We start from the raw sequence: 24,969 nt of genomic DNA, 5'->3' as shown, positions 1-24,969 counted from the left end.
TACCGTCAGGCCCATGAGCGAGCCGGGAGCGATCACCCCCGAGGGGGCGGGTGACGACCTGCGGGTGCGCTTCCGGCTGCCCAAGTCCTCGTACCTCGCGGTGCTGTTCCTCGCCCTCGGCGTCTCGGTCCTGCTGTTCCAGCCCTGGTTCGGGTTCCTCTACCTCGTCCCGGTCGCGGTGGCCCTGTTCATCGCCCGGCGCGGCACCGACGTCGACGCGGACGGCGTCACCGTCCACGCCCTGCTGCGCTCGGAGCGCTTCCCGTGGTCGCAGGTCCGGGGCATCGCGGTCGACGCGAAGGGACGTGTGGCGCTCGCCCTGCGCGGCGCCGACGGCGGCGTCGCCGCGACCGTCCGGTTGCCCTGCATCGGCACGGCCGGGCTGCCGGTCCTCGCCGAGGCGAGCGGCGGCGCACTGCCCGACCTGCCCGCGGCCGTCATCACGCCCGCGCCGGGCCGCACCCGCCGGCGGTAGCGGCGGCGGCGGTCAGTAGCCCTCGCTGACCACGTTCTCCAGCGGCTCCCCCGCGAGCCAGCGCCCGAGCTGGGCCAGCACCAGCTTCTCCGCGCGGCCCGGGAACCCGACCACGTTGCCCCCGACGTGCGGGGTGACCAGCGCGTTGTGCAGGTCCCACAGCGGGTGGCCGGCGGGCAACGGTTCGGGGTCGGTGACGTCGAGGGCCGCCCGCAGCCGCCCGGCCGACAGTTCGGCGAGCAGGGCGTCGGTGTCGACCACCTTGCCGCGGGCCGCGTTCACCAGCACCGCGCCGTCGGGCATGGAGGCGAGGAACCGGGCGTCGACCATGCCGGTCGTCGCCGGCGTCAGCGGCACCATGACCACCACGACGTCGGCGGCGGGCAGCAGGGTCGGGAGCTCGTCGGTGGCGTGCACGCCGTCACGGGCACGCCTCGCGACCATCGTGACCGTGGCGTCGAACGCCTCGAGCCGGCGCTTCATCTGCTCGCCGAGATCGCCGGCACCGAGCACGAGGACGCGCTTGTCCTGCAGTTCGTCGGTGGTGTGCCGGTCCCAGATCCCGCGCTCGGCGGCCCGGACGAACACCGGGATGTCGCGGAGCACCGCGAGCAACGCGGTCATCGCCCACTCCGAGGTCGATCCGCCGTGCACGCCCCGGCCGTCACACAGGGTGACGCCCTCGGGGACGACCTCGACGAACGTCTCCGCGCCCGCCGACGCCAACTGCACGACCTGCAGGGCACCGAGCTTCGCGAAGTCGGCCCCCGAGGCGAGGAACTCGGGGACCCAGAACTCGACCCGGTCGAGCCCGTCGGGCGGCGAGTGCTGGTCCGACCACACCAGCACCTCGAGCTCCGGGTGCGCGGCCGTGATCGCGGCGGCCAGGTCGGGGGTGCTCACGCAGACGGTCGTCACGAGCCTCACCGTAGAGCGCGGCGGACCCCGCCCCGGAAGGTGCCCGGGGCGGGGTCCGTCGATCGGGTCGAGCGTCGAGGCGGAGCGGGTCAGCCCGTCACGCGGTGTAGGTGAAGGTGGCGGCGGTGACCACCGCCGACTGCCCACCCGGGGTCGTCACCCGGACGTTCACCGTCCCGCTCACCCCGTTCGGTGCCGGCACCGTGATCTTGGTGGCGGACACGACCGTGAACGACGTCGTCACCTTCGACCCGAACTTCACCGAGGTCGCCCCGGTGAGGTCGGTCCCGGTGATGGTGACGACCGTGCCGGCCGCTCCGGAGCGCGGGCTGACCGCGGTCACGGCCGGGGCCCGGACGTAGGTGAACGTCCCCCCGGTGACCGACCCCGCCGGCACGGTCACCTTGGTCTGGACCGCTCCGGTGCCGGCCGGCGAGACCGCCTGGATCTTGGTGTCGCTCACGACCGTGAAGCTGGTCGCGGCGACGGTGCCGAACTTGACGGCGGTCGCCCCGGTGAAGCGGGTGCCCTGGATCGTGACGGTCGTGCCGCCCGCGGTCGGGCCCTTCTTCGGGCTGATGCTCGTGATCGTCGGTGGGACGAGCAGCGAGATCGAGTCCGAGACCGGCGCCGACCACATGCCGGCGTTGTTGAGGTACCGCACCCAGACCGTCTTGGCGCCGTTCGCCCCGGGCAGCTGCACCTTCGTCGAGGTCGCGTAGGGCACGACGGCCTCGGTGTCGAAGGTGCCGTCGGTGCTCAGTTGCATGGACACGACCCCGGTCTCGGCGTCGGACCCCGACAACGTCACCGTCGGCTTGACCTTGGTGGTCGACGCCGCACCACCGGCGATCGAGATCGTCCCGGTCGGGGCGCTGACGTCGGCCCAGAGCTGGACACCGCCCGATGTCATCCCCTGGTTGACCAGGACCAGACCCGCGTAGCCCGTGGCCGACGGGGTCACGGCGAGCGAGACGTCCTGCCCGGCGGCGCCGACCGGCCCGTTGACCGCACTGCTGCGGCCGAGGACTCCCACCCCCGGCTGCAGGAAGCTCAGCGCGAGGGTCTGACCGGCGAGCGGCACGGCCCGGTAGTACACCGGGACGCCCGCGTTCTGGTAGCTGTCGCGGATCGAGATCGGCAGCGTCGAGCCGGTCGACACGGTCTGGCCGCCCGACGACAAGGTCGACGAACCTTGGTAGAACCCGACCGTGTAGTTGCCGGTGCCGGCGAAGCGGTTCACCCGCGGGAAGTAGGTCTGCAGCGGCCGGACACCACTGTTGGAGTTGACCGCCACGAAGTCGGTCGTGGTGCTGGTGTACCCGGACGACGCGAGCACCGAGCTCTGGGCCGCGTCGTCGTAGAGGATCAGGTCGGAGTCGCTGCCGTCCTGCGGCCGCACGGCGACCGCGGACCAGTAGTTCCGCGTCGTCGTGGCGCTGTAGTTGTGCGCGACGTACGCCTGCGGCTGGTTCTTGCTGATGCCGTCGGTCAGCGGGTTGCGGAAGCCGTAGTCGATCGTGCCCTGGAACAACGCCGACAGAGCCGCCTGGGAGACGTCCTGGCCTCCCGCCGCCCGGCCGGCCCAGAAGCTCGCGAACGTGGTGGGCTTGTAGGTCCGCATGGTCGACCAGAAGTTCACCGCGGTGCGGTACCCGGGCCCGGAGATGTTGTCGAACGGGTACTTGGCCCCGTCGTTGAGGCTCGCGAGCGCCTGCACGACCCGGCCCTCGACCTGGTCACCGGCGTCGCCGCCGTCCCACGTGCGGTTGAAGTCGTCCGTGCCGCCGGTGCTGTAGGTGTAGAGCGTGTTGCCCCAGACCGACACGTCGGCCCAGTCGGCGTAGCCCTCGGTCCAGGCGCAGGTCGTCGAGCTGACACTGAACAGGTAGTGCGGGCTGCAGTTCGTGGTCGACGGGAACGTGCTGCCGTAGAGGTCGTACATCAGCTCGTGGTTGTACTCGTGGGTCGGGACGTCCTCGGAGTCCGGAGACGTCGCCCCGAGGTACACCCGGTCCGGGGTCCAGTTGCTCCCGCTCGCGTGGTCGGCCTGCCACATGACCTGCATCTGGCGGCAGCTGCTGCCGTACGGGCTCCAGCAGCCGACGTTGGGGTCGGTGCCGGAGTTCTGGTAGATCCAGTCGTAGGTGATGGCCGCCGTGTGGTACGCGTGGAGCGCGCGGCGCTGGGTGGTGTCGGCGGGCAGCAGCGTCCCGAAGTCGTAGGTGCCGCCGTCGGCGATGCTCACCGTGCCGGTCACGTACGCGTAGTCCGCACCGGCGTCGTTGACGACCTTCCACACCTTGTTCGTGTGCACGAACCGGACGTACACGGAGTTGGCCGTGCCGCCGCTCGCCCAGCACAGGGTGTAGCCGCCGGAGTTGTTCGCGAACTGGCTGGCGATCTGCGCGCCGCCGCGCCAGACCTGGATGACGGCCTTGGCCGTGCCGACGGTCGCGCCGCCGGCGTCGGTGAACGCCCAGGTGCCGGTCGCGCAGGTCGTGCCCGGCGCCGCTGCCGTCGCGGCGGACTGGGTCGCCGGCCGCGAGAGTGCCGGCAGCGGGGCCGAGGGCCGGTTCACCGCCAGCGGGGCGACCTTGGCCCTGGTCGCGACGACCGCGCCGTCGCCGGTCTTCGGGGCCAGGCCCTTGTGGGTGGTCGCCGCCGTGGCGCCGACGGTGAGGTGCACGGTGTCGGCGCCGACGTCGGTGCGGGTCTTGCCGACCACCGCGCTGGCCTTCGCCGTGAGCTCACCGAAACCCGTACGGACCGCCTTCACCGTGCGGGTGTAGGTCCGGCTCGCGCCGGGGGCGAGGTCGGTGGTGGCGAGGGTGGCGCGCTGGGCGGCGCCGGCCCCGTTGACCGCGGCCGTGGTCGCGGTGCCGTCGGCGAACGCCAGGGTGGACGGCAGGTCGACGGTGACCCTCGTGCCCGCCTCGGCGCGGCCGGCCCTCACCGTGACGGTGAGGGTGGCGGTCGCACCGAGTGCGGGGACCGACGAGAGCGTCGCGCCGACCCCGATGCAGGACAGGTCGTCGGACTTCTGCGTCAGCGACGGCGACAGCGTGCAGCCGGCGTCCGGGTTCGGTGCGGCCGACGCGGGCGCGCCCTTGGCGCCGCCGGACGACCCGAGCGGGTCGGCGGCGGCGGTGCTCGCGGTGGCGAGCCCCGCGGTGGTCACGAGGGTGGCGAGGACGGCGGTGGGGACCGCCCACCACCTCCTGCTGGACTGCTCGGTCATCTGGCCTCATTCGTCCGGTGGCGGTCGGCCGCCCGGGGTCCGGGCAGCGGAGGGATCGGCGGGAACCTCTCACCGGCTCGGACGCGGCCTCAAGGGATCGGGCTGGTCTTGGTCTGATCGGGCACTCACACGGCTCTGACATGCACGCTTTGGGCGAGTCGTCACGTGCGACCCGGGGTCCCGACCCGTCCGGGCGCCGTGCCGACGACGCTCAACGCGCACCCTCAGGCCCGTCGGTCACACTGGTCGGCGTGACCGTCCGTCTCCGGCCCGCCGTCCTGGTGGGTCTCGCGGCCCTGACGCTCACGGCGTGCGGGACGGCGGCCGCGGAGGCGCCGGACTGGCAGCCCAAGCCGGACGCCCCCTACGCGGCGGAGCCGGACGCCCCGACCCAGGCGGCACCCACGCCCGGCCAACCGAGCCCGTCGACCCCGCAGTCGCCCGGTCAGAGCCCGTCACCCGGACCGTCGACCACCGGGCCCGACCCCAGCGTGCTCGCCACGAACCTGACCCAGCCCTACGGCCTGGTCCTGCTGCCCGATGGCACCGGGCTGGTCGGTGAGCGCACGACCGGGCGCATCCTGCAGGTCCAGCCGGTCGCGGGGCAGCCGACCCCGGTGGTGGAGACCGTCCCCGGCCTCGACGCCACCGGCGACGGCGGCCTCATGGATCTCGCCATCGCCCCCACGTACGACGAGACGGGTCTGGTCTACGCCTACGTCACCACCGCCGCGGGCAACGCCGTGGTCACCTTCACCCTCGGCGGCCCGGTCACCACGGTGCTCTCCGGCATCCCGAAGGGGCCGACCGGCAACCTCGGGCGCATCGGCTTCGACCCGAACGGCGACCTGCTGGTCGCCACCGGCACCGCCGGGCAGCCCGTCACGGCGACTTCGCTGAACGGCAAACTGCTCCGGTACGACGACGTCGGGCGGGCCGCGGCCGACAACCCCACGGCCGGATCACCCGTCTACACCGAGGGTCTCGCCGGCGCCGAAGCCCTGTGCGCCGTGCCCGTCGACGACGCCGGACCGGTCGGCGCCACGGTCCTCATCGGGTCGGCGACCGACGGTGGACTCCGCACCGCCGATCCCGGCACGACGATCGGGGCCCCGATCGCGACCCTGCCGACGTCGTTCACCGGCCTCGGCGGCTGCGCGGTCCAGGGTCAGCAGGTGTTCGTGAGTTCCCTCGACGGGAAGGCGCTGCTGGCGGCCGACATCTCGGCCCCCACCCCCAGCTCCCTCGGCCTCAGCACGTTCAAGCCGACCGTCCGCGACACCTACGGCCGGTTGCGCACGGTGGTCCCGGCGCCTGACGGCTCGCTCTGGGTGACGACCTCGAACAAGGACGGCAAGGGCAAGCCCGTGGCCACCGACGACCGGGTCGTGAAGATCACGCCGTCCGGCGGGGGCGGCGGGGACTCCAAGGCCTGACCCGCCGCGGCGAGTTCCGTGTACTCCTGCGGCCTCAGGCCGCAGGAGTACACAGAATCCGGTCCTCTCAGAGGCCGAGGCGCTCGCGCAGGAGACGGTCGACGGCCTTGGGATCGGCCTTGCCGCGGGTGGCCTTCATGACCGGGCCCTTGAGACCGTTGATGGCGTTGGGGTTCGCCTCGACCTTGGCGACGATGTCGGGGTTGTCGGCGATCGCCTGGTCGATGATCGCGCCGAGCTCGTCGTCGTCGGACTCCAGTGCCAGCCCGCGGGCGGCGATGACGGTGTCGATGTCGTCGCCGGACTCGGCGACGCCGTCGAGCGCCTGCCGGGCGAGCGCGGTCGACAGCGTGCCGGCGGCGACCAGCGCCACGGCCCGCGCGACGTCACGCGGGGTCACGCCGAGCTCGCCGACCTCGACGCCCTTGGCGCCCGCCTGCTGGTTGAGGTAGCCCAGCCACCAGTTGCGGGCCTCCTCGACCGACGCGCCCGACTCGACGGTGTCGGCGACCAGTTCGACCGCTCCGATGTTGGTCAGCTTGGACAGGTCGTCCGCCGAGAGCCCTAGCGTCTCCCGCTGCCGGATCCGGCGCTCACGCGGCAGCTCGGGCAGCGACGCGCGCAGGTTGTCGATCCACGCGCGGTCGGGAGCCATCGGCACCAGGTCGGGGTCCGGGAAGTACCGGTAGTCGGTCGCCTCCTCCTTCGAGCGGCCGGCGCGGGTCGAGCCGTCGGTCTCGTTGAAGTGGCGGGTCTCCTGCTTGATCGTGCCGCCCTCGGACAGGATCGCTGCCTGGCGCACCATCTCCGAGCGCATGGCCCGAGCGACCGACCGCAGCGAGTTGACGTTCTTGGTCTCGGTGCGGGTGCCCCACCCGGAGCCGGGCAGGTTGAGCGAGATGTTGACGTCGCAGCGCAACGAGCCCTGCTCCATCTTCACGTCGGAGACGTCGAGGGTGCGCAGGATCTCGCGCAGTTCGGTGACGTACGCGCGGGCGACCTCGGGCGCGAGGGCGCCGGTGCCCGGCACGGGCTTGGTGACGATCTCGACCAGCGGGATGCCGGCGCGGTTGTAGTCGACGAGGCTGTGGTCGGCGCCGTGGATGCGCCCGGTGGCCCCACCGACGTGCGTGTTCTTGCCGGTGTCCTCCTCGAGGTGGACCCGTTCGATCTCGACCCGGTAGGTCTGGCCGTCGAGGTCGACGTCGACGTAACCGTCGGTGCACAACGGCTCGTCGTACTGCGAGATCTGGTAGTCCTTCGGCATGTCCGGATAGAAGTAGTTCTTGCGGGCGAAGCGGCACCACTCGGCGATGTCGCAGTGCAGCGCCAGGCCGATCTTGATCGTCGACTCGATCGCGACCTGGTTCGCCACCGGCAGCGATCCCGGCAGCGCCAGACACACCGGGCAGACGTGGGTGTTGGGCTCCGCACCGAACTCGGTCGAGCAACCGCAGAACATCTTCGACGTCGTGCCGAGTTCGACGTGGGTCTCGAGCCCGAAGACCGCCTCGTACACCTCGGCGACGTCGGACGGTTCACGGAAGGTCGTCATCGGGAAACCCCTTCTGCGCCGACGAGGGCCGGGGCGTTCGCGAGGATCGAGCCGTTGGCCGCGACGTACGCGGCCTCGAAGGTGGCGGCGACCCCGAAGCAGAGGTCGTCGGCGAGGGTCGGGGCCATGATCTGCAGCCCGCTCGGCAGCGGGACCCCCTCCTCGGTGCTGACGCCGTTGGGCACCGAGATGGCGGGCGTGCCCGCGAGCGACGCCGGCAGCGTGCAGAGGTCGTTGACGTACATGGCCATCGGGTCGGCCACCCGCTCACCGATCGGGAACGCGAGGCTCGGCGAGGTCGGGGAGACCAGCACGTCGGCCTGCTCGAACGCCGCGGCGAAGTCGCGCGCGATGAGCGTGCGGACCTTCTGCGCCTGGCCGTAGTACGCCTCGTAGTACCCCGAGGACAGCGCGTACGTGCCGAGGATGATCCGACGCTTGACCTCGGGCCCGAAGCCCGCCTCGCGGGTCAGGGCCATCATCTGCTCGGTGGTGTTGCTGCCGTCGTCGCCCACGCGCAGGCCGTACCGCACGCCGTCGAAGCGGGCGAGGTTGGAACTGCACTCGCTCGGCGCGATGAGGTAGTAGGCGGGCAGCGCGTACTCGAAGTGCGGGCAGTCGACCTCGACCACCGTGGCGCCGAGTTCGCGCAACGTCTCGACCGAGGCGTGGAAGGCGTCGAGCACGCCGGTCTGGTAGCCGCCGGTGCCACCGGTCAACTGCTTGACCACCCCGACCTTCGTCCCGCGCAGGTCGGCGCGGGCGGCGCCCTCGCGCGCGGCCGCTGCGGCCGCGAACCGGGTGTCGGGGATCGAGGTGGAGTCGAGCGGGTCGTGGCCCGCGATGACGTCGAACAGCAGCGCGGTGTCGAGCACGGTGCGCCCGAACGGCCCGGCCTGGTCGAGGCTGGAGGAGAAGGCGATGAGGCCGTAGCGCGACACCGCGCCGTAGGTCGGCTTGTGGCCGACGATGCCGGTGACGGCCGCGGGCTGGCGGATCGACCCGCCGGTGTCGGTGCCGATCGACAACGGCGCCTCGAACGCGGCGACGGCCGCGCTGGACCCGCCGCTCGACCCGCCCGGGATGCGGGAGAGGTCCCACGGGTTGTGGGTGGCGCCGTAGGCGGAGTTCTCGGTCGAGCTGCCCATGGCGAACTCGTCCATGTTCGTCTTGCCGAGCATCACCACGCCCGCGGCCTTGATCCGGGCGGTGATGGTCGCGTCGTACGGCGGGCGCCAGCCCTCGAGGATCTTCGAGCCCGAGGTGGTCGGCAGACCCTTGGTCACCACGACGTCCTTCATGGCGAGCGGGACACCGGCGAGCGGGCCGAGGTCCTCGCCGCGGCGGAGAGCGGCGTCGACCTCGCGGGCCGCGGCGAGCGCGCCGTCGTCGTCGACGTGCAGGAAGGCGTGGACGGCGCCGTCGACCTGGTGCACGCGGTGCAGGTGGGCCTCGGCGACGTCGACGGCGGTGACCTCACCGGTGGCGACGGCCTCGGCCGTCTTCGCGGCGGTCCAGCCGGTGATCGACGCGTGGTCGGGAACGGTCATCAGGCTTCCTCACCGACGATGCGGGGCACACGGAACCGGTCGTCCTCGACGTCCGGGGCGCCCGCCAGGGCGGCCTCGCGGTCGAGCGAGGGGACGTTGACGTCGGGTCGGTAGACGTTGACCAGGGGCACGGCGTGCGAGGTGCCCGGGACGTCGGGCGCCGCGACCTCGCCCACCCGGGCCACCGCGCCGAGGATGACGTCGAGCTGGCCCGCGAACAGGTCCAGTTCGGCGTCGGTCACCTCGAGCCGGGCGAGGGAGGCGAGGGTGGCGACCTCGTCGCGGGTGACCCGCGCGGTGGTCTGTTCGTCAGCTGGCACGTCTGCCGAGTCTAGGAGGTCGCCCCGACCCGGTTCCGGGCCTGGCGAGGTGGCGAACCTGGGAGCAGGCTCACGACCGCCTCACCCCCGTTACCTCGCCGTCACCCCGGTCCGTGACACTCCTGTTCCGTGTCGTTCCTGCTCCGCCTCGTCCTCCCCGACCGCCCCGGCGCGCTCGGGGCCGTCGCGACGGCTCTGGGCGGGGTGCAGGCGGACATCCTCTCCGTCGACATCGTCGAACGCACCCACGACGGCCGCGTCACCGACGACATCGTCATCGACCTGCCGAGCGACCGGCTCCCGGACAGCCTGATCACCGCGGCCGGATCGGTGACCGGCGTGCGCGTCGAGTCCATCCGCCCGTACGCCGGCCGGATCGACCCTCACCGTGAGCTCGAGCTGCTCGACGCCCTCGCCGCCCAGCCGTCCGACGCCCTGCAGCTGCTGGTCGACGGCGTGGCCCGGATCTTCCGCGCCGGCTGGGCCGTGGCGCTGCAGCCGGGCTCCCCCACCCACCTCGCGCACGTGATCGCCGCCAGCTCCGCCGCGCCCGAGGTCGAGGACCTGCCCACCCCGTGGTGGCCGCCGCACCCCGCCCGGGTGCTGGAGATCGGCGACGACGGCGGCGGCTGGGCGCCCCAGAACTGGTCGACGCTCGCCACCGAGCTCGCCGTCTGCCCGCTCGGCCACGACGCCCTGCTGGTCGGGCGTCCGGCGCTGCGCTGGCTGCCCTCGGAGCTGGTGCGCCTGCAGCACCTCGCCGCCATCGCGGCGACGGTCGCCACGCTCCACTGAGCTGAGCCGCCTCCCCGGGTTTCACGCGTGTCGTCTGGACCCAGCGCACGCGGCGGACGCGCTGATGCCCACGGCCGGGCAGCCCGAGGTCACGGACGGCGGAAGGGCCGCCCCGACGGTGTCGGGACGGCCCTTCCGGTCGTGCGGGTACCTCACGCTTCGGAGCGGGCCTCGGCGGCTTCCTTCGCGGCACGCTCACCCAAGGCCTTGGCGCGGGCGGCCTGACGCTCGGCGACGACGCGGTAGGCGTCGGCGGCGAAGTCGGGGTCGAGCGGCTTGCTGTCCACCTTCGTGACCGGGTGGCGGGCGTCGATGTAGGCGCCGAGCTCCGGGCCGGACGTCCACGACGTGATGAGGCAGTAGCGCGGACGCTCGGTGTTGGGGTGCCACACCGCGTGCCACAGCCGCTGGGTGTCGATGACGACCTGGGTGCCGGCCGGCAGCGGGATGCGGGTCTCGGTCGAGGGGTCCTCGCGGTCCTCGCGCAGGATCATCACGGCGTCGGGGTCGTCGGTGAGGTTGAAGAACCCCCGCACGATCCAGCCGGTGCCCTCGGGGTTGAGGCGGTTGTTGTCGTCGCGGTGCAGGTTGTAGATGCAGTCGCTGTAGGAGTTCGGCTGCAGCTCGATGACCCGGCAGCGACCGACGTTCGCGCCGGGCTCCTGGGCGCGGGCGGTGAGGCGCGGCGCGAGCGCGACGTTCTTCTCGACCCAGACGCCGTCCTTGTCGGTCTTCGGCGGCGTGTGGTTCCAGAATCCGTTGCACTCCATGTCGCCGTACGCCGACGCGAGCGGCGCGAACCGGGTGTCACCCGAGGACTTCCAGTCGACGTACTCGATGTCGAGCCACTCCTGCGGGTCCTGGCTCTGGTCGTAGCGGTCGAGCACCACGTAGCCGGTGTCCTCGAAGACGGGGAGCTTGATGTAGTCGTCAGCCATGAGCTGGGGTGGATCCTCTCCGATGTGCCGTGATCGTCTTGTGACCTCGCGGGCCACCCTAGCCGTCGGACCCACGAACTCCCCTCAGGCTCGGGGCGTCGCCCGGGGCGCGGAAGGTCGGGGTCACCCCTCGCGGAACCACGCGGGGACGTGCGGACAGGAACGGGTGTGAGCGCGACGCCGAACGGACGGTCCGACGAGGACACCTGGCGCACCGCCGACGGCGCGACCGCCCTCGGGGCCCTGTTCGACCGCCACGCCGACCGGGTGCACGGCCACTGTCTGCGCCAGCTCGGGTCGGTCGCCGACGCCGAGGACGCGACGGCCGCCACCTTCCTCACCGCCTGGCGACGGCGGGCGGACCTGCGCTTCGTCGACGGCTCCGCCCTGCCCTGGTTGCTCGTGACCGCGACCAACACCTGCCGCAACCTCGCCCGGGCGCGTCGGCGCCACCGCGCCTGGCTGGACCGACTGCCCCGGCCCGACGTGGAGCCGGACCCCGCCGAGGCCGCGGCGCTGCGGCTCGACGCCGCGGGCTCCGGGGTCGTACGGGCGTTCCGCTCGCTCGGCACCGACGCGCAGGTCGTCCTCACGCTCTGCGACATCGAGGGACTGGGCTACGAGCAGGCCGCCCGGGTGCTCGGGGTGCCGGTCGGCACCGTCCGCTCCCGGTTGTCGCGCGCCCGTGAATGGCTGCGCCACGCCCTCGCCGCCACCACCCCACCCCTCTCGGAGGAGGTCCGACCATGATGCTCGACCGCCCGGACGACACCCTGCGCGAACCGTTCCGGTCCGCGCTCCACGACCTGCTCACCGAGTACGCCGACGAGCCCCCGCTCGCCCACCGGCCGCCGCGGAACGCGCGCCGACCGCTGTCGGCCGGCGCCCTGCTCACGGCCGGAGCCGCCGCGGCTCTCGCCGCGTGGTTCGCCCTCGCGCCGTCCGACGGTGGGCGGACGGTCGGTCCGGCGGCCTCGACGAGCGCCGCGTCGAGCGGTGCCGTCCCGAGCACGGCTCCGCCCGCCGACCTGGTCGGCACCACCCCGCAGGTCGTGGTCGCGACGTTGGTCTCGCTGCTGCCCCCGGGCACGGTGTCCGGCGCCCGGGGTGGCTCGGCCGGCGGTCAGGAGTACGGCTCGGTGGTCTTCGACGACGGGCGGGGCGCCGCACTGGTGTCGATCCTGGTCGCACCCGCCGCGCAGTCGCCGTGCGGTCTGGGCGGCGGCATCACGTGCACCGCCCGGCCGGACGGGTCCCTGATGTGGTCGACCTACGACTTCGAGTACCCGCAGCAGCAGCGCGGCGCGATGGAACGGTCGGTGATCCTGGTCCGCGACGGCATGATGCTGCAGCTCCAGGAGTGGAACGCGCCCACCGAGAAGGACTCGGCCACCACCCGGGAGGCGCCCCCGCTCGACGAGACCCAGGTGTTGGCGCTGCTGGACGACCCGGCGTGGGCGCTGCAGGTCCCCGCCACCGCCGCGGCCTCGGCCTCGCCGTACTTCACCCCGACCCGCCCGCCCGGCGGCTGAGTCGCTGGGTCGGCCGGCGGGTCCGGCCCGGTGCCGGGGCTAGCCGGGCGCGCCCGGCGCGGAACCCGCTTCGGAGGGGTCGGCCTCCGGCCCGGCACCCGCCCCGTCCGGCCCGGCCTGCGCGACGGCGCGGGCGGCGTCGGGCCCCTCGGCCAGCAGGACGTCGAGGCCGTCCTCGTCCAGGACGGGGACCTTGGCGGCGATCGCCTTCTCGTACTTGGTGCCGGGGTTGTCGCCGACGACGACGAAGGAGGTCTTCTTCGACACCGACCCCGAGCTCTTCGCGCCGCGGGAGGTCAGGGCCTCGACGGCCTGGTCGCGGCTGTAGCGGGCGAGGGTGCCGGTGACGACGACCGACAGACCGTCGAGCGGCCGGGGGCCTTCCGCCTCCCCCGCGACGTCGGCGAAGTTGACGCCCGCCTGCCGCCACTTCTGCACGATCTCGGCGTGCCAGTCGACCGAGAGCCACGACTTCAACGCCTCGGCGATGACTGGCCCGACGCCGTCGACCGCGGCGAGTTCCTCGACCGGCGCGGCCTCGATGCGGTCCATCGAGCGCAGCTCACGGGCCAGGGCCTGCGAGGCCGTGGGGCCGACGTGGCGGATGGAGAGCGCGACCAACGCCCGCCACAACGGACGGGTCCTGGCCGTCTCGAGCCCCCGCAGCAGCAGTTCGCCACGGGCCCCGAGCACCCGGCCGGCGGCACCGGCCTTCTTCTCCGCCGCCGAGGGCGCCCGCGTGAAGAAGTCGACCCCGAGCAGGTCGGCCTCGGTGACCGTGAACAGGTCGCCTTCGTCGTCGACCAGGTGGTGCTCGAGCAACGCCTGGCAGGCCTCGTAGCCCAGGCCGTCGATGTCGAACGCGCCCCGACCCGCGACGTGGAACAACCGCTCCAGCAGTTGCGCCGGGCAGGAACGGGTGTTGGGGCAACGGATGTCGAGGTCGCCCTCGCGCTCGTAGGCCAGCACGGTGCCGCAGCGCGGGCACTTCGTCGGCGCCTTCCACTTCCGCAGCCCCTTCGGGCGCAGACCCAGCACCGGCCCGACGATCTCCGGGATGACGTCGCCGGCCTTGCGCAGCACCACGGTGTCGCCGGGGCGGACGTCCTTGCGCGCGACCTCCGTTGCATTGTGCAACGTGGCGCGCTCGACGGTGGAACCTGCGACCAGCACGGGGGTCATGACGCCGAACGGGGTCACCCGGCCGGTGCGGCCGACGTTGACCTCGATCCGCAGCAGCTCGGTGTTGACCTCCTCGGGCGGGAACTTGAAGGCGATCGCCCACCGCGGTGCCCGCGAGGTCGAACCGAGTCGACGCTGCAACCCGAGATCGTCGACCTTGACCACCACACCGTCGATCTCGTGCTCGGCCACGTCGTGGCGGTGCTCGCCGGTGTGCGTGATGTAGGCCTGCACGCCGGCCAGGTCCTCGACCACGCGGAACGCCGGTGAGGTGGGCAGTCCCCAGCCCCGGAGCTGCTCGTACCAGCCCGACTGCGAGGCGGGGGTCGGCCCACCCTCGACCGCCCCGACGCCGTGCACGACCATCGACAGCGACCGCGAGGCCGTCACCCGCGGGTCCTTCTGCCGCAGCGACCCCGCCGCCGCGTTGCGGGGGTTGGCGAAGGTCGGCTTGCCCGCCTCGACCAGCGACGCGTTGAGGGCCTCGAACGCGACGACCGGGAAGTACACCTCGCCGCGGACCTCGAGCAGCGACGGGACGTCCCCGCCCGTCAGGCGGTGCGGGATCGCGGCGATGGTCCGCACGTTGCCCGTGACGTCCTCGCCGGTGCGGCCGTCGCCACGGGTGGCGGCGGTGACGAGCCGGCCCTCGCGGTACACCAGGTCGATGGCCAGGCCGTCGACCTTGAGCTCGCAGAGGTAGGACGGCACGGTGCCGGCATCGCGTTCGACCCGCTGCGCCCAGGCCGCGAGGTCGGCGTCGGTGAACACGTTGTCGAGGCTCAGCAGCCGCTGGACGTGCTCGACCGGCGCGAACGTCGTCGAGAACCCGCCCGCGACCTTCTGGGTCGGCGAGTCCGGCGTGCGCAGCGACGGGTACTGCTCCTCGAGCGCCTCGAGCCGGCGCATCCGGGTGTCGTAGTCGATGTCACTGCTCGTCGGCTGGTCCAGCACGTAATAGCGGTAGCTGTCCTCGTCCAGCTTCTCCGCCAGGTGCTGGTGTTCGGCCCGCGCCTCGGCCGGGACCTCGCGGGCCGCGGCCACCTCGTCGCTCACGCCGTTCACGCTAGCGAGGGGGTCCGACAGTCCACCGGCTCGACCGGCTCGACCGGCTCGACCGGCTCGACCGGCTCGACCGGCTCGACCGGCTCGACCAGCGCGGTGTCAGGCGCCGGGTGACGGCGCCACGCTCGGGTCCGCGTCCGCCGACGGCACGACCGACGACGTCGGCGCGACCGTGGTGGTCGCCGCCGAGGTGGACGCCGTGGGCGTCGGGCAGCCGCTCGGGACGGGCGTGGCGGTCCCGGTCGACGTCGCGCTGCTGCTCGGTGAGGTGGTCGAGGTCGGCGACGGGGTCGGGCAGGTCGGGGTGGTCGTCGTCGTCGTCGGGGCCGGGGTGGTCGGGCGGGTCGTCGTCGGGGTGGTCGTCGGTGTCCCGGCCCGGGTCGGCGTGGCGGCGGGCCGCGGGGCGGACGGGGTCCCGGACGGCGTGGGCGAGACCGCGGGCGGCGCGGCGGGCGACGGTGAGGTCGTGGTCACCGGCCGGTGGGCGTAGGCGGCGTCGAGCGCGAGGACGGTCGCGACGTAGCTGTCGAGGTGGTTGTAGCCGAACACCGCGACCCGACGCCCGGCGTCGGTGCGCAGGTCCTGGTCGTAGCGGCAGAGGTAGTCGCCGGTCGTCGCCGCGGCGTCGACGATGTTGAACGGGTCGGCCTTGCCGTCGCCGTTGCCGTCCAGGCCGCGCAGCGCCCACGTGCTCGGGATGAACTGCATCGGGCCGACGGCCCGGTCGAAGGTCTTGTCGCCGTCCAGCCGACCGCCGTCGGTGTCGGCGATCCGGGCGTTGCCGTCGGTGCCGTCGAGGACCGGCCCGATGACGTGCGGGAGGTCCTGGCCGTCGGCGTAGAGGCGGGCGCCGGCGTGGGTGCCGTGGCCGGACTCCACCGCCCCGATCGCCGCGACCAGGGTCCACGCCAGGTGGCACGAGGGCCGGGTCGCCGCCTGCAGGGCCGCCGCCTCCCGGTACGCCTCCAGCGCCACGATCGGGATGCCCTGCGCGGCGAGCGCCGTGACCGCCGGTCCGCTCGGGGCCGCGGTGGCGCCCGGCGTCGGGGTCCGGGTCGCGTGGGGGTTCGTGCTCACGTCGCCCGGCAGGTCGAGGGCGTCGTCCGCGGCGCTGCCCAGCAGGGGGGCAGCCACGGCGACCGGCTGGGGCGTCACCGTCGACGGTGCCTGCGCCACCGGCCGGGCCGCGCTCGGTCCGGGCGCGAACGTCGCCGCGCCGGCGAGGGCCGCGATGACGGCGAGCCCGGCGAGGCCGGACACCCGGTGACGGCGGGAGGTGACGAACTCGGGCAGCGGCACGGCGGTGGGCACGGCAGGGACCTCGTGGACTTCAGGGAACTGACGACGGTGGCGGTTCCCCCCGACACTAGGTGTGTTCCGCGGTCACCGCCCGTCGGTCACCGGGTCGTCACCCGATCGACGCCGTCAGGACAGTTCGGCTGCCGCCCGGCCGACGTCGCGCAGCACGCCCATGACCGCCCGGGCGTACGCGGGGGTCGCGCCCGCCATGCCGCACGCGGGGGTCGGGACGACGACGTCGGCGAGCTGCCCCGCGGGGAACCCGAGGCGGGACCACCAGGCGGTGAGCCGGTCGCGGGTGGCGGCGAACGTCGGCGGCTCGTCACCCGTCGAGGCGACGACGCCGAGCAACACCCCGACGCCGGCGTCGACGGCCGCGCCCAGCGCGTCGGTCGTGGCGGTGTCGACGGTTGCGAGGTCGACCGCGACCGCGGTGGCGCCGGCCTCGACGAACAGGTCGACCGGTGGGGCGTCGGCACAGCAGTGCACCACCCGGTCCGTCGGCAACGCCGTGAGCACCCCACCCAGCGTGTCCCGCACGACGGCCCGGTCGACGTGGCGCACGGTGCCCCACCCGGACGCGGTCGGCAGCGTGCCCGCGAGCACCCCCGGCAGCGACGGCTCATCGAGCTGACCGACCAGCGTGGCCGCGGGCATGCGGGCGGCGAGGTCGGCGGTGAGGACGCGCAGCCCCTCGGCGAGCGACTCGGCGAGGTCGCGGGTGGCGCCGTGGTCGGTGACCACCCGGTGCCCGTTCGGCAGTTCGAGTCCCGCGGCGAGCGTCCACGGCCCCGCGGCCGCGAACTTGAAGGCGCCGTCGAACCGCGACGCGAGTTCGGCGACCGCGTCGAGATCGCGGGCGAGCAGGTCGCGGGCGCGGCGCAGGTCGCGGCCCGGGCGTCCCGCGATCCGCCACCCCGAGGGCACGAGTTCGACCGGTAGGTCGACGAGCACCGCGGCGGTGCGGCCGATGACGTCCGCGCCCGGACCGCGCGCCGGCAACTCGGGCAGGTAGGGCAGGTCCGGGACCTCGCCGAGCACGGTGCGCAGCGCCTCGGTGGCGTCGGTGCCGGGCAGGGAGCCGAGCCCGCTGGCGGCCCCCCGGGGCCAGGGCCGGGTGGTCACGCGGGCAGTCCGGCCGGCACCGCGGCGGTGATGGTGGCGCTGCCCAGCACGGTGGTGTCGGTGGGCTCGTCGTAGAAGACGGCCGCCTGCCCCGCGGCGACACCGCGGACGGGGACGTCCGGCACGATCTCGACCAGGTCGTCGCGCAAGGTGACCGTTGCAGGCGACACCATTCCGTGCGCTCGCAGCTGGACGCGGGTCCGGAACGAGTCGCTGGGCGCACCGCCGCGACCCCACACGGCCCGATCCGCCGTCACCACGGCGACGTCGAGAAGTTCGCGCCGCCCCACGACGACCGTCCGGTCGACCGGGCGCAACCCCAGCACGTAACGGGGTTCCCCGCCCGGAGCCGAGCGGTCGAGCGCCAGACCGCGCCGCTGGCCGATGGTGAACCCGTGGGTGCCGCGGTGCGATCCCACGACCTCGCCGGACTCGGCGTCGACGATCTCGCCGGGCGCCTCACCGAGCCGGCGGGCGAGGAAGCCGCGGGTGTCGCCGTCGGCGATGAAGCAGATGTCGTGGGAGTCGGGCTTGTCGGCGACGGCGAGCCCGCGCGCGGCCGCCTCGGCCCGGACCTGGTCCTTGGTGGAGTCGCCGAGCGGGAAGTGCGCGCGTGACAACTGCTGCACCGTGCACACCGCCAGCACGTACGACTGGTCCTTGGCGGCGTCGGCCGAACGCGAGAGCACGGCGTCGTGGACGCGGGCGTGGTGGCCCGTGACCACACCGTCGAACCCGAGGGCGACCGCGCGGTCGAGCACCGCAGCGAACTTGATCTTCTCGTTGCACCGCAGGCACGGGTTGGGCGTGCGGCCCGCCTCGTACTCGGCGACGAAGTCCTCGACGACGTCCGCGGCGAAGCGTTCGGCCATGTCCCACACGTAGAAGGGGATCCCGATGACGTCGGCGGCGCGGCGGGCGTCGCGGGCGTCCTCGAGCGTGCAGCAGCCCCGGGCCCCGTTGCGGGACGCCGCGGGCGAGGGTGAGAGCGCGAGGTGCACGCCGGTGACGTCGTGACCGGCCTCGGCGGCGCGGGCGGCGGCGACGGCGGAGTCGACCCCGCCGCTCATGGCGGCGAGCAGCCTCACGGCGCGGCCGCCATGGTCGCCGCGGCCTTGCGCGCCCGCTCGACCGCCGGCCCGATGGCTGCGACCGCGGCGTCGACGTCGGACTCGGTCGAGGTGTGGCCGAGCGAGAACCGCACCGAACCGCGGGCGACCTCCCGCGAGGCGCCGAGCGCGAGCAGGACGGCGGACGGTTCGCTGACGCCCGCGTTGCAGGCGGACCCGGTCGAGCACTCCACGCCCACGGCGTCGAGCAGCATGAGCACGGCGTCGCCCTCGCAGCCCGGGAACGACACGTGCAGCAGACCAGGCAGACGCTGGGTGGGGTGGCCGTTGACCACGAGGTCGGGGACCTCGGACCGTAGGCCCGCGAGCAGCCGCGACCGCAACGACTCCAACCGCCGGGACAGCGCATCACGCTCGGCGACCGCGGCGGTGACGGCGGCGGCGAACCCGACGATCGCGGCCACGTCGAGGGTTCCCGAGCGGACGTCACGTTCCTGACCGCCCCCGTGCAGCAGCGGCTCGCAGTCGAGGTCACGGCGCAGCACCAGTGCACCGACCCCGCACGGTCCGCCGAGCTTGTGGCCGGTCACGGCCATGGCGTCGACCCCGGACGCGGCGAACGACACCGGCAGGGTGGCGAGCGCCTGCACGGCGTCGGTGTGGACGAGAACGCCCCGCTCGTGAGCGAGGGCGGCGAGCTCGGCGACCGGCGAGACGGTGCCGATCTCGTTGTTCGCCCACATGACCGACACCAGGGCGACGTCGGTGGTGTCGGGGCCGAGCGCGGTGTCGAGGGCCTCGGGGGTGATCACGCCGTACGGGTCGGCCTCGACGGTGACGAACTTCGCGCCCTCGTGCGCGGCGAGCCAGTGCGCGGCATCGTGCACCGCGTGGTGCTCGGTGCTGCCGGTGAGGACCCGCACGCGGGCGGGATCGGCGGCCCGGCGAGCCCAGAACAGGCCCTTGACGGCGAGGTTGTCGGACTCGGTGCCCCCGGACGTGAACACGATCTCCGACGGCCGGGCGTCGAGTGCCTCGGCGACCGCCTCCCGCGACTCCTCCACCCGCCGGCGCGCCCGGCGACCCGCGGCGTGCAGCGCGGACGCGTTGCCGGTGTCGGCCTGGGCCTCGGCGACGGCGGCGATCACGTCGGGACGCACGGGTGTGGTCGCTGCGTGGTCGAGGTAGGCGTACTCGGTGACTGGCATGGCGCCGTTCAGCTTACGGACCGCGCGGGCCGCAACCGGCGCGCCGCGAGCGCGCCGAGCAGGGCCACCCCGGCCATGGCCAGGTCGACGACGGTGAACGCGGCGCCGTACCCGAGCGCACCACCCGCGGCCAGTGCGACGAGGATCCCGCCGAAGCCGGTCGCGAGCGCGGCCCCCACGGCGTCGCACAACTGCATCGACGAGGAGTCCCGGCCGCGGTCCGCGTCGGTGGTGAAGCGCAGCAGCAGCACCGACACCGCGGTGATGCCGAGCCCGACACCGAGTCCGGCGACGCCCTGCGCGGCGACGGCGATCCACGGCCAGACGGAGGGGTGCGCCACCGTGGCCATCCCGGCCGCACCGACGGCGATGCAGAGCAGGCCGCCCTGCATGAGCCGCACCCGCTGCGTCACCGTCCAGCGCTCGCGGCCCTGGATCCACGAGCCGAGCGCCCACGTGAGCGAGCCGCAGGTCAGCGGGATGCCCGCCTCCAGTGGGGAGAACCCGTGCTGGGTCTGCAGGGTCAGCGGGACCAGGGCGTCGAGCCCGAAGAACGCGCCGGCGAGCACGCCGCGCATCACCACCGGCCCGGACACGCCCGGTGCGAGCTTCCACCACCCGGTCGGCAGCAACCCGAGCAACGCCACCACGACGACCACCACGCCGCCGACCGCGAGCGGCACGGCCGCGCCGATGTCGACGTGGCCCGCCTGCTGGAACAGCGCGACCCCCGCGGCGACCACGAACGCCAGCACCAGACGCGCCTTGACCGGCGGGGCGTCGGCACGGCCACCACCGGCCAGACCGCGCAGGGCCGGCACGAGCAGGACGCCCGCGACGATCACGAACGGCGCGATCCCCCAGAACACCCAGCGCCACCCGACGGTCTGGGTCAACGCCCCCGACACCACCGGGCCGATGAGGGACGGCACCACCCAGGCCGACGAGATCGCGGCCATCATCTTCGGCTGCAGCGCGGTCGGGTAGTGCGAACCGATGACGACGTAGAGCGCGGTGATCATCATGCCGCCGCTCACGCCCTGGATCACGCGGCCGAGCACGAGCACCTCGAGGTCGACGGCGGCGCCCGCCACGACCAGACCGACGCAGAACCCGATCAGGCCGGCGACGAGCGGCACACGTGGCCCCCGCCGGTCCGACAGGCCGCCGCCCGCGACCATCCCGACCATGTTGGCCACGAGGAAACCGGTGAACAGCCAGCCGTAGCCGGCGACACCGTCGACGCCCTTCGCCGCGGACGGCAGGGCCGTGGCGACGGCCATCCCCTCGAACGCGACCAGCGTGATCGTGATGACGATGCCGAGGGTGGTGGTGCGGTACCGGCCGGCGAGGATCGAAGGGGCGGTGCCGCCGTCCTGCTCGACCGGGGCGTCGTCGACCCGGGTCACTCCCCCAGTGTCCACACCGGCCGGGGCGGCCCAGCACCCCGGGACGCCAGCACTCCGAGACGGCAGAGCACACCGGGACAGCAGAGGACCCCGGGACAGCAGAGGACCCCGGGCGGATCGCCCGGGGTCCTCTGGTGGAGCGTCGTGGAACTACTTGCGCTTGTCGATCTCGTCGGTGAGCTGCGGCGCGACGTCGAACAGGTCGCCGACGATGCCGTAGTCGGCGAGCTCGAAGATCGGCGCCTCCGGGTCCTTGTTGATCGCGACGATGGTCTTGCTCGTCTGCATCCCGGCGCGGTGCTGGATCGCACCGGAGATGCCGACCGCGATGTAGAGCTGCGGCGACACCGTGACACCGGTCTGGCCGACCTGGCTGGTGTGCGGGTACCAGCCGGCGTCGGTGGCGGCGCGCGAGGCACCGACCGCGCCACCGAGGGAGTCGGCGAGCTTCTCGACGATCGCGAAGTTGTCGGCGCCACCCATGCCACGACCGCCGGACACGACGATCGCGGCGTCGGCGAGGGCCGGACGCGAGGAGGTCTCCTCGACGACGCGGTCGACGACCTTGGCCTTCTTGGCCGAGTCACTCACGGTGAACTCGACCGGCACGACCTCGCCCGCACCCGACGACGCCTCGGCCGCGACCGAGTTGGCGCGCAGCGTGATGATCGGCGTGCCGCGGGTGACCTTGCTCTGCGTGGTGATGGCACCACCGAAGATCGACTGGGTGGCGGTGCCGTCGGCCTCGACGCCCACGGCGTCGGTGAGGATGCCGCTGCCGGTCTTGATGGCGAGCCGGCCCGCGATCTCCTTGCCCTCGGGGCTGGAGGCCACGAGGACCGCGACCGGGGAGGCCTGCGCGACGACGGCGGCGAGCGCCTCGGCCTTGGGAGCGACGAGGTAGCCGTCGACGTCGTCGGACTCGGCGACGTAGACCTTCGCCGCGCCGTAGTCGGCGAGGACGTCCTTGACCTTGTCCGCGGTGCCGGGCGCGCCGATCACGACGGCCGAGGGCTCGCCCAGCGCACGGGCGGCGGTGAGCAGTTCGAAGGTCGCCTTGCCGACGGTGCCCTCGGCACTGACGTCGGCGAGAACCAGTACTTCAGCCATGTGTGCTGTCTCCTCTTCCCGGCCTGCTCAGACGATCTTCTTGGTCACGAGGTACTCGGCGATCTTGGTGCCGCCGTCGCCCTCGTCCTTCACGGCCTGACCGGCCTGGCGCGGGGGCGCGTTCTCGAACGTCGCCACCTGGCTGGTCGCGTTCTCCAGCCCGGTGTCGTCGAGGCCGAGGTCGGCGGCCGACACGGTCGTGACCGGCTTGGACTTGGCGGCCATGATCCCCTTGAAGCTGGGGTAGCGGGGGTCGTTGATCTTCTCGACGACGCTGACGACCGCGGGGGTCTGGGCCTCGACGACGGTGTAGCCGCCGACGCCCTGACGCTCGATGCGGACCGTGTCGCCGTCGACCTCGACCTTGCGGGCGAGGGACAGCTGGGCGACGTCGAGTTCCTCGGCGAGCATCGCCGGCAGGATCGACAGCCGCGAGTCGGTCGCCTCGGAGCCCGCGATGACGACGTCCCACTCGATGGTGCCGAGCGCCTTGGCGATCGCCTTGGTGGTCTGGACGACGCAGGCGCCGTGCAGCGCCGGGTCGGTGATCAGCAACGCCTTGTCCGCGCCCATCGACAGCGCCTTGCGGACCGATTCCAGCGCGCGCTCGGGACCCATCGACACGATGGTCACCTCGCCGCCGTGGGCCTCCTTGAGGCGCAGGCCCTCCTCGATCGCGTACTCGTCGATCTCGTTGATGACGGCCTCGACCCCGTCGCGGTCGAGCGTCTTGTCCGAGTCGGACAGGGTGCGCTCGGCCCAGGTGTCGGGGACCTGCTTGACCAGGACTGCGATGTTCACAGCGTTCCTCTCGTGGAGTGCTCGGATCGCGACGGCTCTGTTACAACCGGATGTCACCCCATCGTGCCGTTGTTACTGGCGAGTAGCAAACGTCAGGCGCCCGGATCCTCCGTGACACCACTCACCAGGTCGCGGGGCTCGGCCCCGAACCGCCGGTACAGCGCCCCGAGGACGAGTCCGACCGCGGGCACCGCACACACGACGCACAGCAGCAGCATGAGGCCGGCGAGGTCGGTGTGCGCGTCGTCGGCGTCGTCGACGAAGAGCGCACGGGTGCCCACCGCGCCGCCGGTGCAGGCCACCGAGACCGACCCGCTCACCGGCGCGACGAACTTCCCGACCGCGTGCGTCGCCCGGCTGTCCGCGGCCTCGGCGGTGACCGGCAGGGGCATCGTGGCGCCGGCGGCCGTGGTGAGGGTGCAGGAGAGCTGGGCGGCGGCCGGGACCGCACCCGGGCCGTCGACGGTCGAGAGCAGGTAGTCCTGGCCCGCGGTGAGCCGGACGGCCGCGGGCGGCGTCGGGTTGCGGTCGTAGCTGTGCTCGCCCTGCCCCGAGCGCACCAGGTAGCCCAGCCCGAACACGATCGCGAGCGCCAGCAGGGCGACACCGACCAGGCCCGCGTAGCTGCGGCGCGGGCGGGGTTCGACCGGCGGTGGCGGGATCGGCACGGGGCTGATCCGCACGGTCCGGGGCACGCACGCATCGTCGCACGCGCCGGTGGTGTCGTCGTGGCACGCTCACCGCCGTGACACGGGTCCCGGAGTCCGCCGTCCGCACGGCCGTCGCGGCGTACGCCGACCGTTGGCACCGCGGCCTGCCCACGGCCCACCAGGTGACGTCGCCGCTGGGCGCCTGGCTGGTGCTGGCGCTCGCCGCGCCGCTGACCTCGGGCCGCGACCGGGCGGACGTCGAGGCGGCGCTCGGACTTCCCGCGGACGAGGCGTCCGTCGCCGCCGGCGCGCTGCTGGACGCCGCACCCGAGGCCGTCGCCGCGGCCGCCGCCTTCTGGTGCCGACCCGAGGTGCTGGACGGGTGGACGCCGACGTGGCCCGAGGCCGTGGCCACGGGCCCGGTCCCGGACCAGGCCGCGGCGGATGCCTGGACGCGCGAGCACACCCTCGGCCTGCTGTCGCGGTTCCCCGTCGAACTGTCGCCGCTGACGATGTTCGTGCTCTGCTCGGCGATCGCTACGCGGGTGCGGTGGCGGGTGCCGTTCCAGGTCGGGGAGCCGTTCGGGGGTTGGACCGTGCCCACCCTGACGGCCGCGGGCGGAGCCGCAGGTGCCGGGATGATCGTCGGGTCCCGGATCGGTGATCTCGCGGTCTGGACAGCGTCCACGGACGACGGCCTCGACGTCACGTCCGTCGTCGCCGATCCGGCGGTGCCCGCGGCCGACGTCCTGGCCGTCGCGCACGAGGTCGCGGTGTCGGTCACCACCGATCCGGGTCACACGCCGCGACGTCGTTCACTGTTCGACCTGCCCCTGGGGGCGACCGACCGGTGGGAGCTCACCGAGCACGTCGGGCCGCACCCCCGCTCGGAACGGGTCACCGCCCGGCTGCCCGCCTGGGAGGCCGGGTCCACGCACGCCCTGCTCGCCGACCCGGGCACGGGCTTCGGGGCGATCGGCCGCGCCCTGGCGGCGCGCACGGGCGGTCCGGAGGTCGACGCGGTCCAGGCCGCTCTCGCCCGGTTCGGCCGTGAGGGGTTCGAGGCCGCGGCCGTGACGGCGGTGGCCGGGCGCGCGGCCGCCTCCGGCAGGGAGGACGGACCACAGCGGCACGCGACGTTGCTCTTCGGCCACCCGTACGCGGTGGTGGCCACGGCGGGCGGCTGGCGTCAGGAGGACCTGCACAGCCCGTGGTTCGGGATGCCGGTGTTCGCCGCGTGGGTCTCCCGGGCGTCGGACCCGGCGGACGTGACGACCGGTTAACCTCCCC

Annotated in this window: 21 protein-coding genes; 6 read left to right on the top strand and 15 right to left on the bottom strand. The window is 73.6% G+C overall.

Annotated features, from left to right (window positions below; translation table 11 throughout):
- Positions 1-13 precede the first annotated feature (13 nt).
- The gene (locus tag ACXR2U_RS04635) at positions 14-475 is read left to right on the top strand and encodes a PH domain-containing protein (RefSeq protein WP_458823761.1); all 462 of its coding nucleotides are present in this window, start codon (positions 14-16) and stop codon (positions 473-475) included.
- Positions 476-487: 12 nt separating this feature from the next.
- On the opposite strand, the gene ACXR2U_RS04630 is transcribed toward ACXR2U_RS04635, so the two are convergent.
- A complete protein-coding gene (locus tag ACXR2U_RS04630; protein WP_458823760.1) occupies positions 488-1,393 on the bottom strand; it encodes a 2-hydroxyacid dehydrogenase in 906 nt (301 codons plus the stop codon).
- A 97-nt stretch (positions 1,394-1,490) separates the two neighbouring features.
- Positions 1,491-4,634, bottom strand: coding sequence for an IPT/TIG domain-containing protein (locus ACXR2U_RS04625; RefSeq protein ID WP_458823759.1), 3,144 nt, complete (start codon positions 4,632-4,634; stop codon positions 1,491-1,493).
- A gap of 251 nt (positions 4,635-4,885) precedes the next feature.
- Between ACXR2U_RS04625 and ACXR2U_RS04620 the strand changes: the two genes are divergently transcribed.
- Positions 4,886-6,070 (top strand): PQQ-dependent sugar dehydrogenase, encoded by a 1,185-nt coding sequence (locus ACXR2U_RS04620; protein WP_458823758.1) that lies wholly within the window; start codon positions 4,886-4,888, stop codon positions 6,068-6,070.
- A gap of 67 nt (positions 6,071-6,137) precedes the next feature.
- Here the strand turns inward: ACXR2U_RS04620 and gatB are convergent, their stop codons facing one another.
- The 3 genes from gatB to gatC are packed head-to-tail and all read right to left on the bottom strand — an operon-like array spanning position 6,138 to position 9,495.
- Positions 6,138-7,625, bottom strand: a complete 1,488-nt coding sequence (gatB, locus tag ACXR2U_RS04615) for an Asp-tRNA(Asn)/Glu-tRNA(Gln) amidotransferase subunit GatB (RefSeq protein WP_458823757.1) — start codon at positions 7,623-7,625, stop codon at positions 6,138-6,140.
- Positions 7,622-9,175, bottom strand: a complete 1,554-nt coding sequence (gatA, locus tag ACXR2U_RS04610) for an Asp-tRNA(Asn)/Glu-tRNA(Gln) amidotransferase subunit GatA (RefSeq protein WP_458823756.1) — start codon at positions 9,173-9,175, stop codon at positions 7,622-7,624. The genes gatB and gatA overlap by 4 nt, the downstream gene beginning before the upstream one ends.
- Positions 9,175-9,495 (bottom strand): Asp-tRNA(Asn)/Glu-tRNA(Gln) amidotransferase subunit GatC, encoded by a 321-nt coding sequence (gene gatC / locus ACXR2U_RS04605; protein ID WP_458823755.1) that lies wholly within the window; start codon positions 9,493-9,495, stop codon positions 9,175-9,177. The genes gatA and gatC overlap by 1 nt, the downstream gene beginning before the upstream one ends.
- 129 nt (positions 9,496-9,624) lie before the next feature.
- Between gatC and ACXR2U_RS04600 the strand changes: the two genes are divergently transcribed.
- Positions 9,625-10,290, top strand: coding sequence for an ACT domain-containing protein (locus ACXR2U_RS04600; RefSeq protein ID WP_458823754.1), 666 nt, complete (start codon positions 9,625-9,627; stop codon positions 10,288-10,290).
- A 152-nt stretch (positions 10,291-10,442) separates the two neighbouring features.
- Here ACXR2U_RS04600 and ACXR2U_RS04595 read toward each other — a convergent pair whose 3' ends face one another.
- Positions 10,443-11,228 (bottom strand): hypothetical protein, encoded by a 786-nt coding sequence (locus tag ACXR2U_RS04595; protein WP_458823753.1) that lies wholly within the window; start codon positions 11,226-11,228, stop codon positions 10,443-10,445.
- Between the two features lie 168 nt (positions 11,229-11,396).
- On the opposite strand from ACXR2U_RS04595, the gene ACXR2U_RS04590 reads away from it, so the two are divergent.
- On the top strand, positions 11,397-11,978 hold the full coding sequence (locus tag ACXR2U_RS04590) for an RNA polymerase sigma factor (protein WP_458823752.1): 582 nt from the start codon (positions 11,397-11,399) through the stop codon (positions 11,976-11,978).
- Entirely contained in the window at positions 11,975-12,760 is a 786-nt protein-coding gene (locus ACXR2U_RS04585) for a hypothetical protein (protein WP_458823751.1), read from the top strand. Before ACXR2U_RS04590 ends, ACXR2U_RS04585 begins: the two co-directional genes overlap by 4 nt.
- 39 nt (positions 12,761-12,799) lie before the next feature.
- On the opposite strand, the gene ligA is transcribed toward ACXR2U_RS04585, so the two are convergent.
- From ligA to ACXR2U_RS04540, 9 genes are all read right to left on the bottom strand, one after another.
- Entirely contained in the window at positions 12,800-14,998 is a 2,199-nt protein-coding gene (gene ligA, locus ACXR2U_RS04580) for an NAD-dependent DNA ligase LigA (protein ID WP_458823750.1), read from the bottom strand.
- Positions 14,999-15,106: 108 nt separating this feature from the next.
- Complete coding sequence (locus tag ACXR2U_RS04575; protein WP_458823749.1) at positions 15,107-16,318, bottom strand: lytic transglycosylase domain-containing protein; 1,212 nt, start codon at positions 16,316-16,318, stop codon at positions 15,107-15,109.
- Between the two features lie 114 nt (positions 16,319-16,432).
- Positions 16,433-17,431: a methionine synthase gene (locus tag ACXR2U_RS04570; RefSeq protein WP_458823748.1), complete on the bottom strand. Its 999-nt coding sequence runs from the start codon at positions 17,429-17,431 to the stop codon at positions 16,433-16,435.
- Positions 17,428-18,501, bottom strand: coding sequence for a tRNA 2-thiouridine(34) synthase MnmA (gene mnmA / locus ACXR2U_RS04565; RefSeq protein ID WP_458823813.1), 1,074 nt, complete (start codon positions 18,499-18,501; stop codon positions 17,428-17,430). Before mnmA ends, ACXR2U_RS04570 begins: the two co-directional genes overlap by 4 nt.
- Positions 18,502-18,515: 14 nt before the next feature.
- Positions 18,516-19,709 carry a cysteine desulfurase family protein gene (locus tag ACXR2U_RS04560; RefSeq protein WP_458823747.1) on the bottom strand — a complete coding sequence of 398 codons (1,194 nt, stop codon included), beginning with the start codon at positions 19,707-19,709 and terminating at the stop codon, positions 18,516-18,518.
- A gap of 8 nt (positions 19,710-19,717) precedes the next feature.
- The gene (locus ACXR2U_RS04555) at positions 19,718-21,118 is read right to left on the bottom strand and encodes an MFS transporter (protein ID WP_458823746.1); all 1,401 of its coding nucleotides are present in this window, start codon (positions 21,116-21,118) and stop codon (positions 19,718-19,720) included.
- 150 nt (positions 21,119-21,268) lie between these two features.
- Positions 21,269-22,228, bottom strand: coding sequence for an electron transfer flavoprotein subunit alpha/FixB family protein (locus tag ACXR2U_RS04550; protein WP_458823745.1), 960 nt, complete (start codon positions 22,226-22,228; stop codon positions 21,269-21,271).
- 27 nt (positions 22,229-22,255) lie between these two features.
- Positions 22,256-23,029: an electron transfer flavoprotein subunit beta/FixA family protein gene (locus ACXR2U_RS04545; RefSeq protein ID WP_458823744.1), complete on the bottom strand. Its 774-nt coding sequence runs from the start codon at positions 23,027-23,029 to the stop codon at positions 22,256-22,258.
- Between the two features lie 92 nt (positions 23,030-23,121).
- Positions 23,122-23,724 carry a hypothetical protein gene (locus tag ACXR2U_RS04540; protein WP_458823743.1) on the bottom strand — a complete coding sequence of 201 codons (603 nt, stop codon included), beginning with the start codon at positions 23,722-23,724 and terminating at the stop codon, positions 23,122-23,124.
- Positions 23,725-23,774: 50 nt separating this feature from the next.
- Here ACXR2U_RS04540 and ACXR2U_RS04535 point away from each other — a divergent pair, with 50 nt between their 5' ends.
- Positions 23,775-24,962: a hypothetical protein gene (locus tag ACXR2U_RS04535; RefSeq protein ID WP_458823742.1), complete on the top strand. Its 1,188-nt coding sequence runs from the start codon at positions 23,775-23,777 to the stop codon at positions 24,960-24,962.
- Positions 24,963-24,969 lie beyond the last annotated feature (7 nt).

This window comes from Jatrophihabitans sp. YIM 134969 (genome assembly GCF_054456675.1).
Note: the sequence above shows the minus strand (reverse complement) of the source record. Positions and strands in the feature narration are given on the sequence as shown.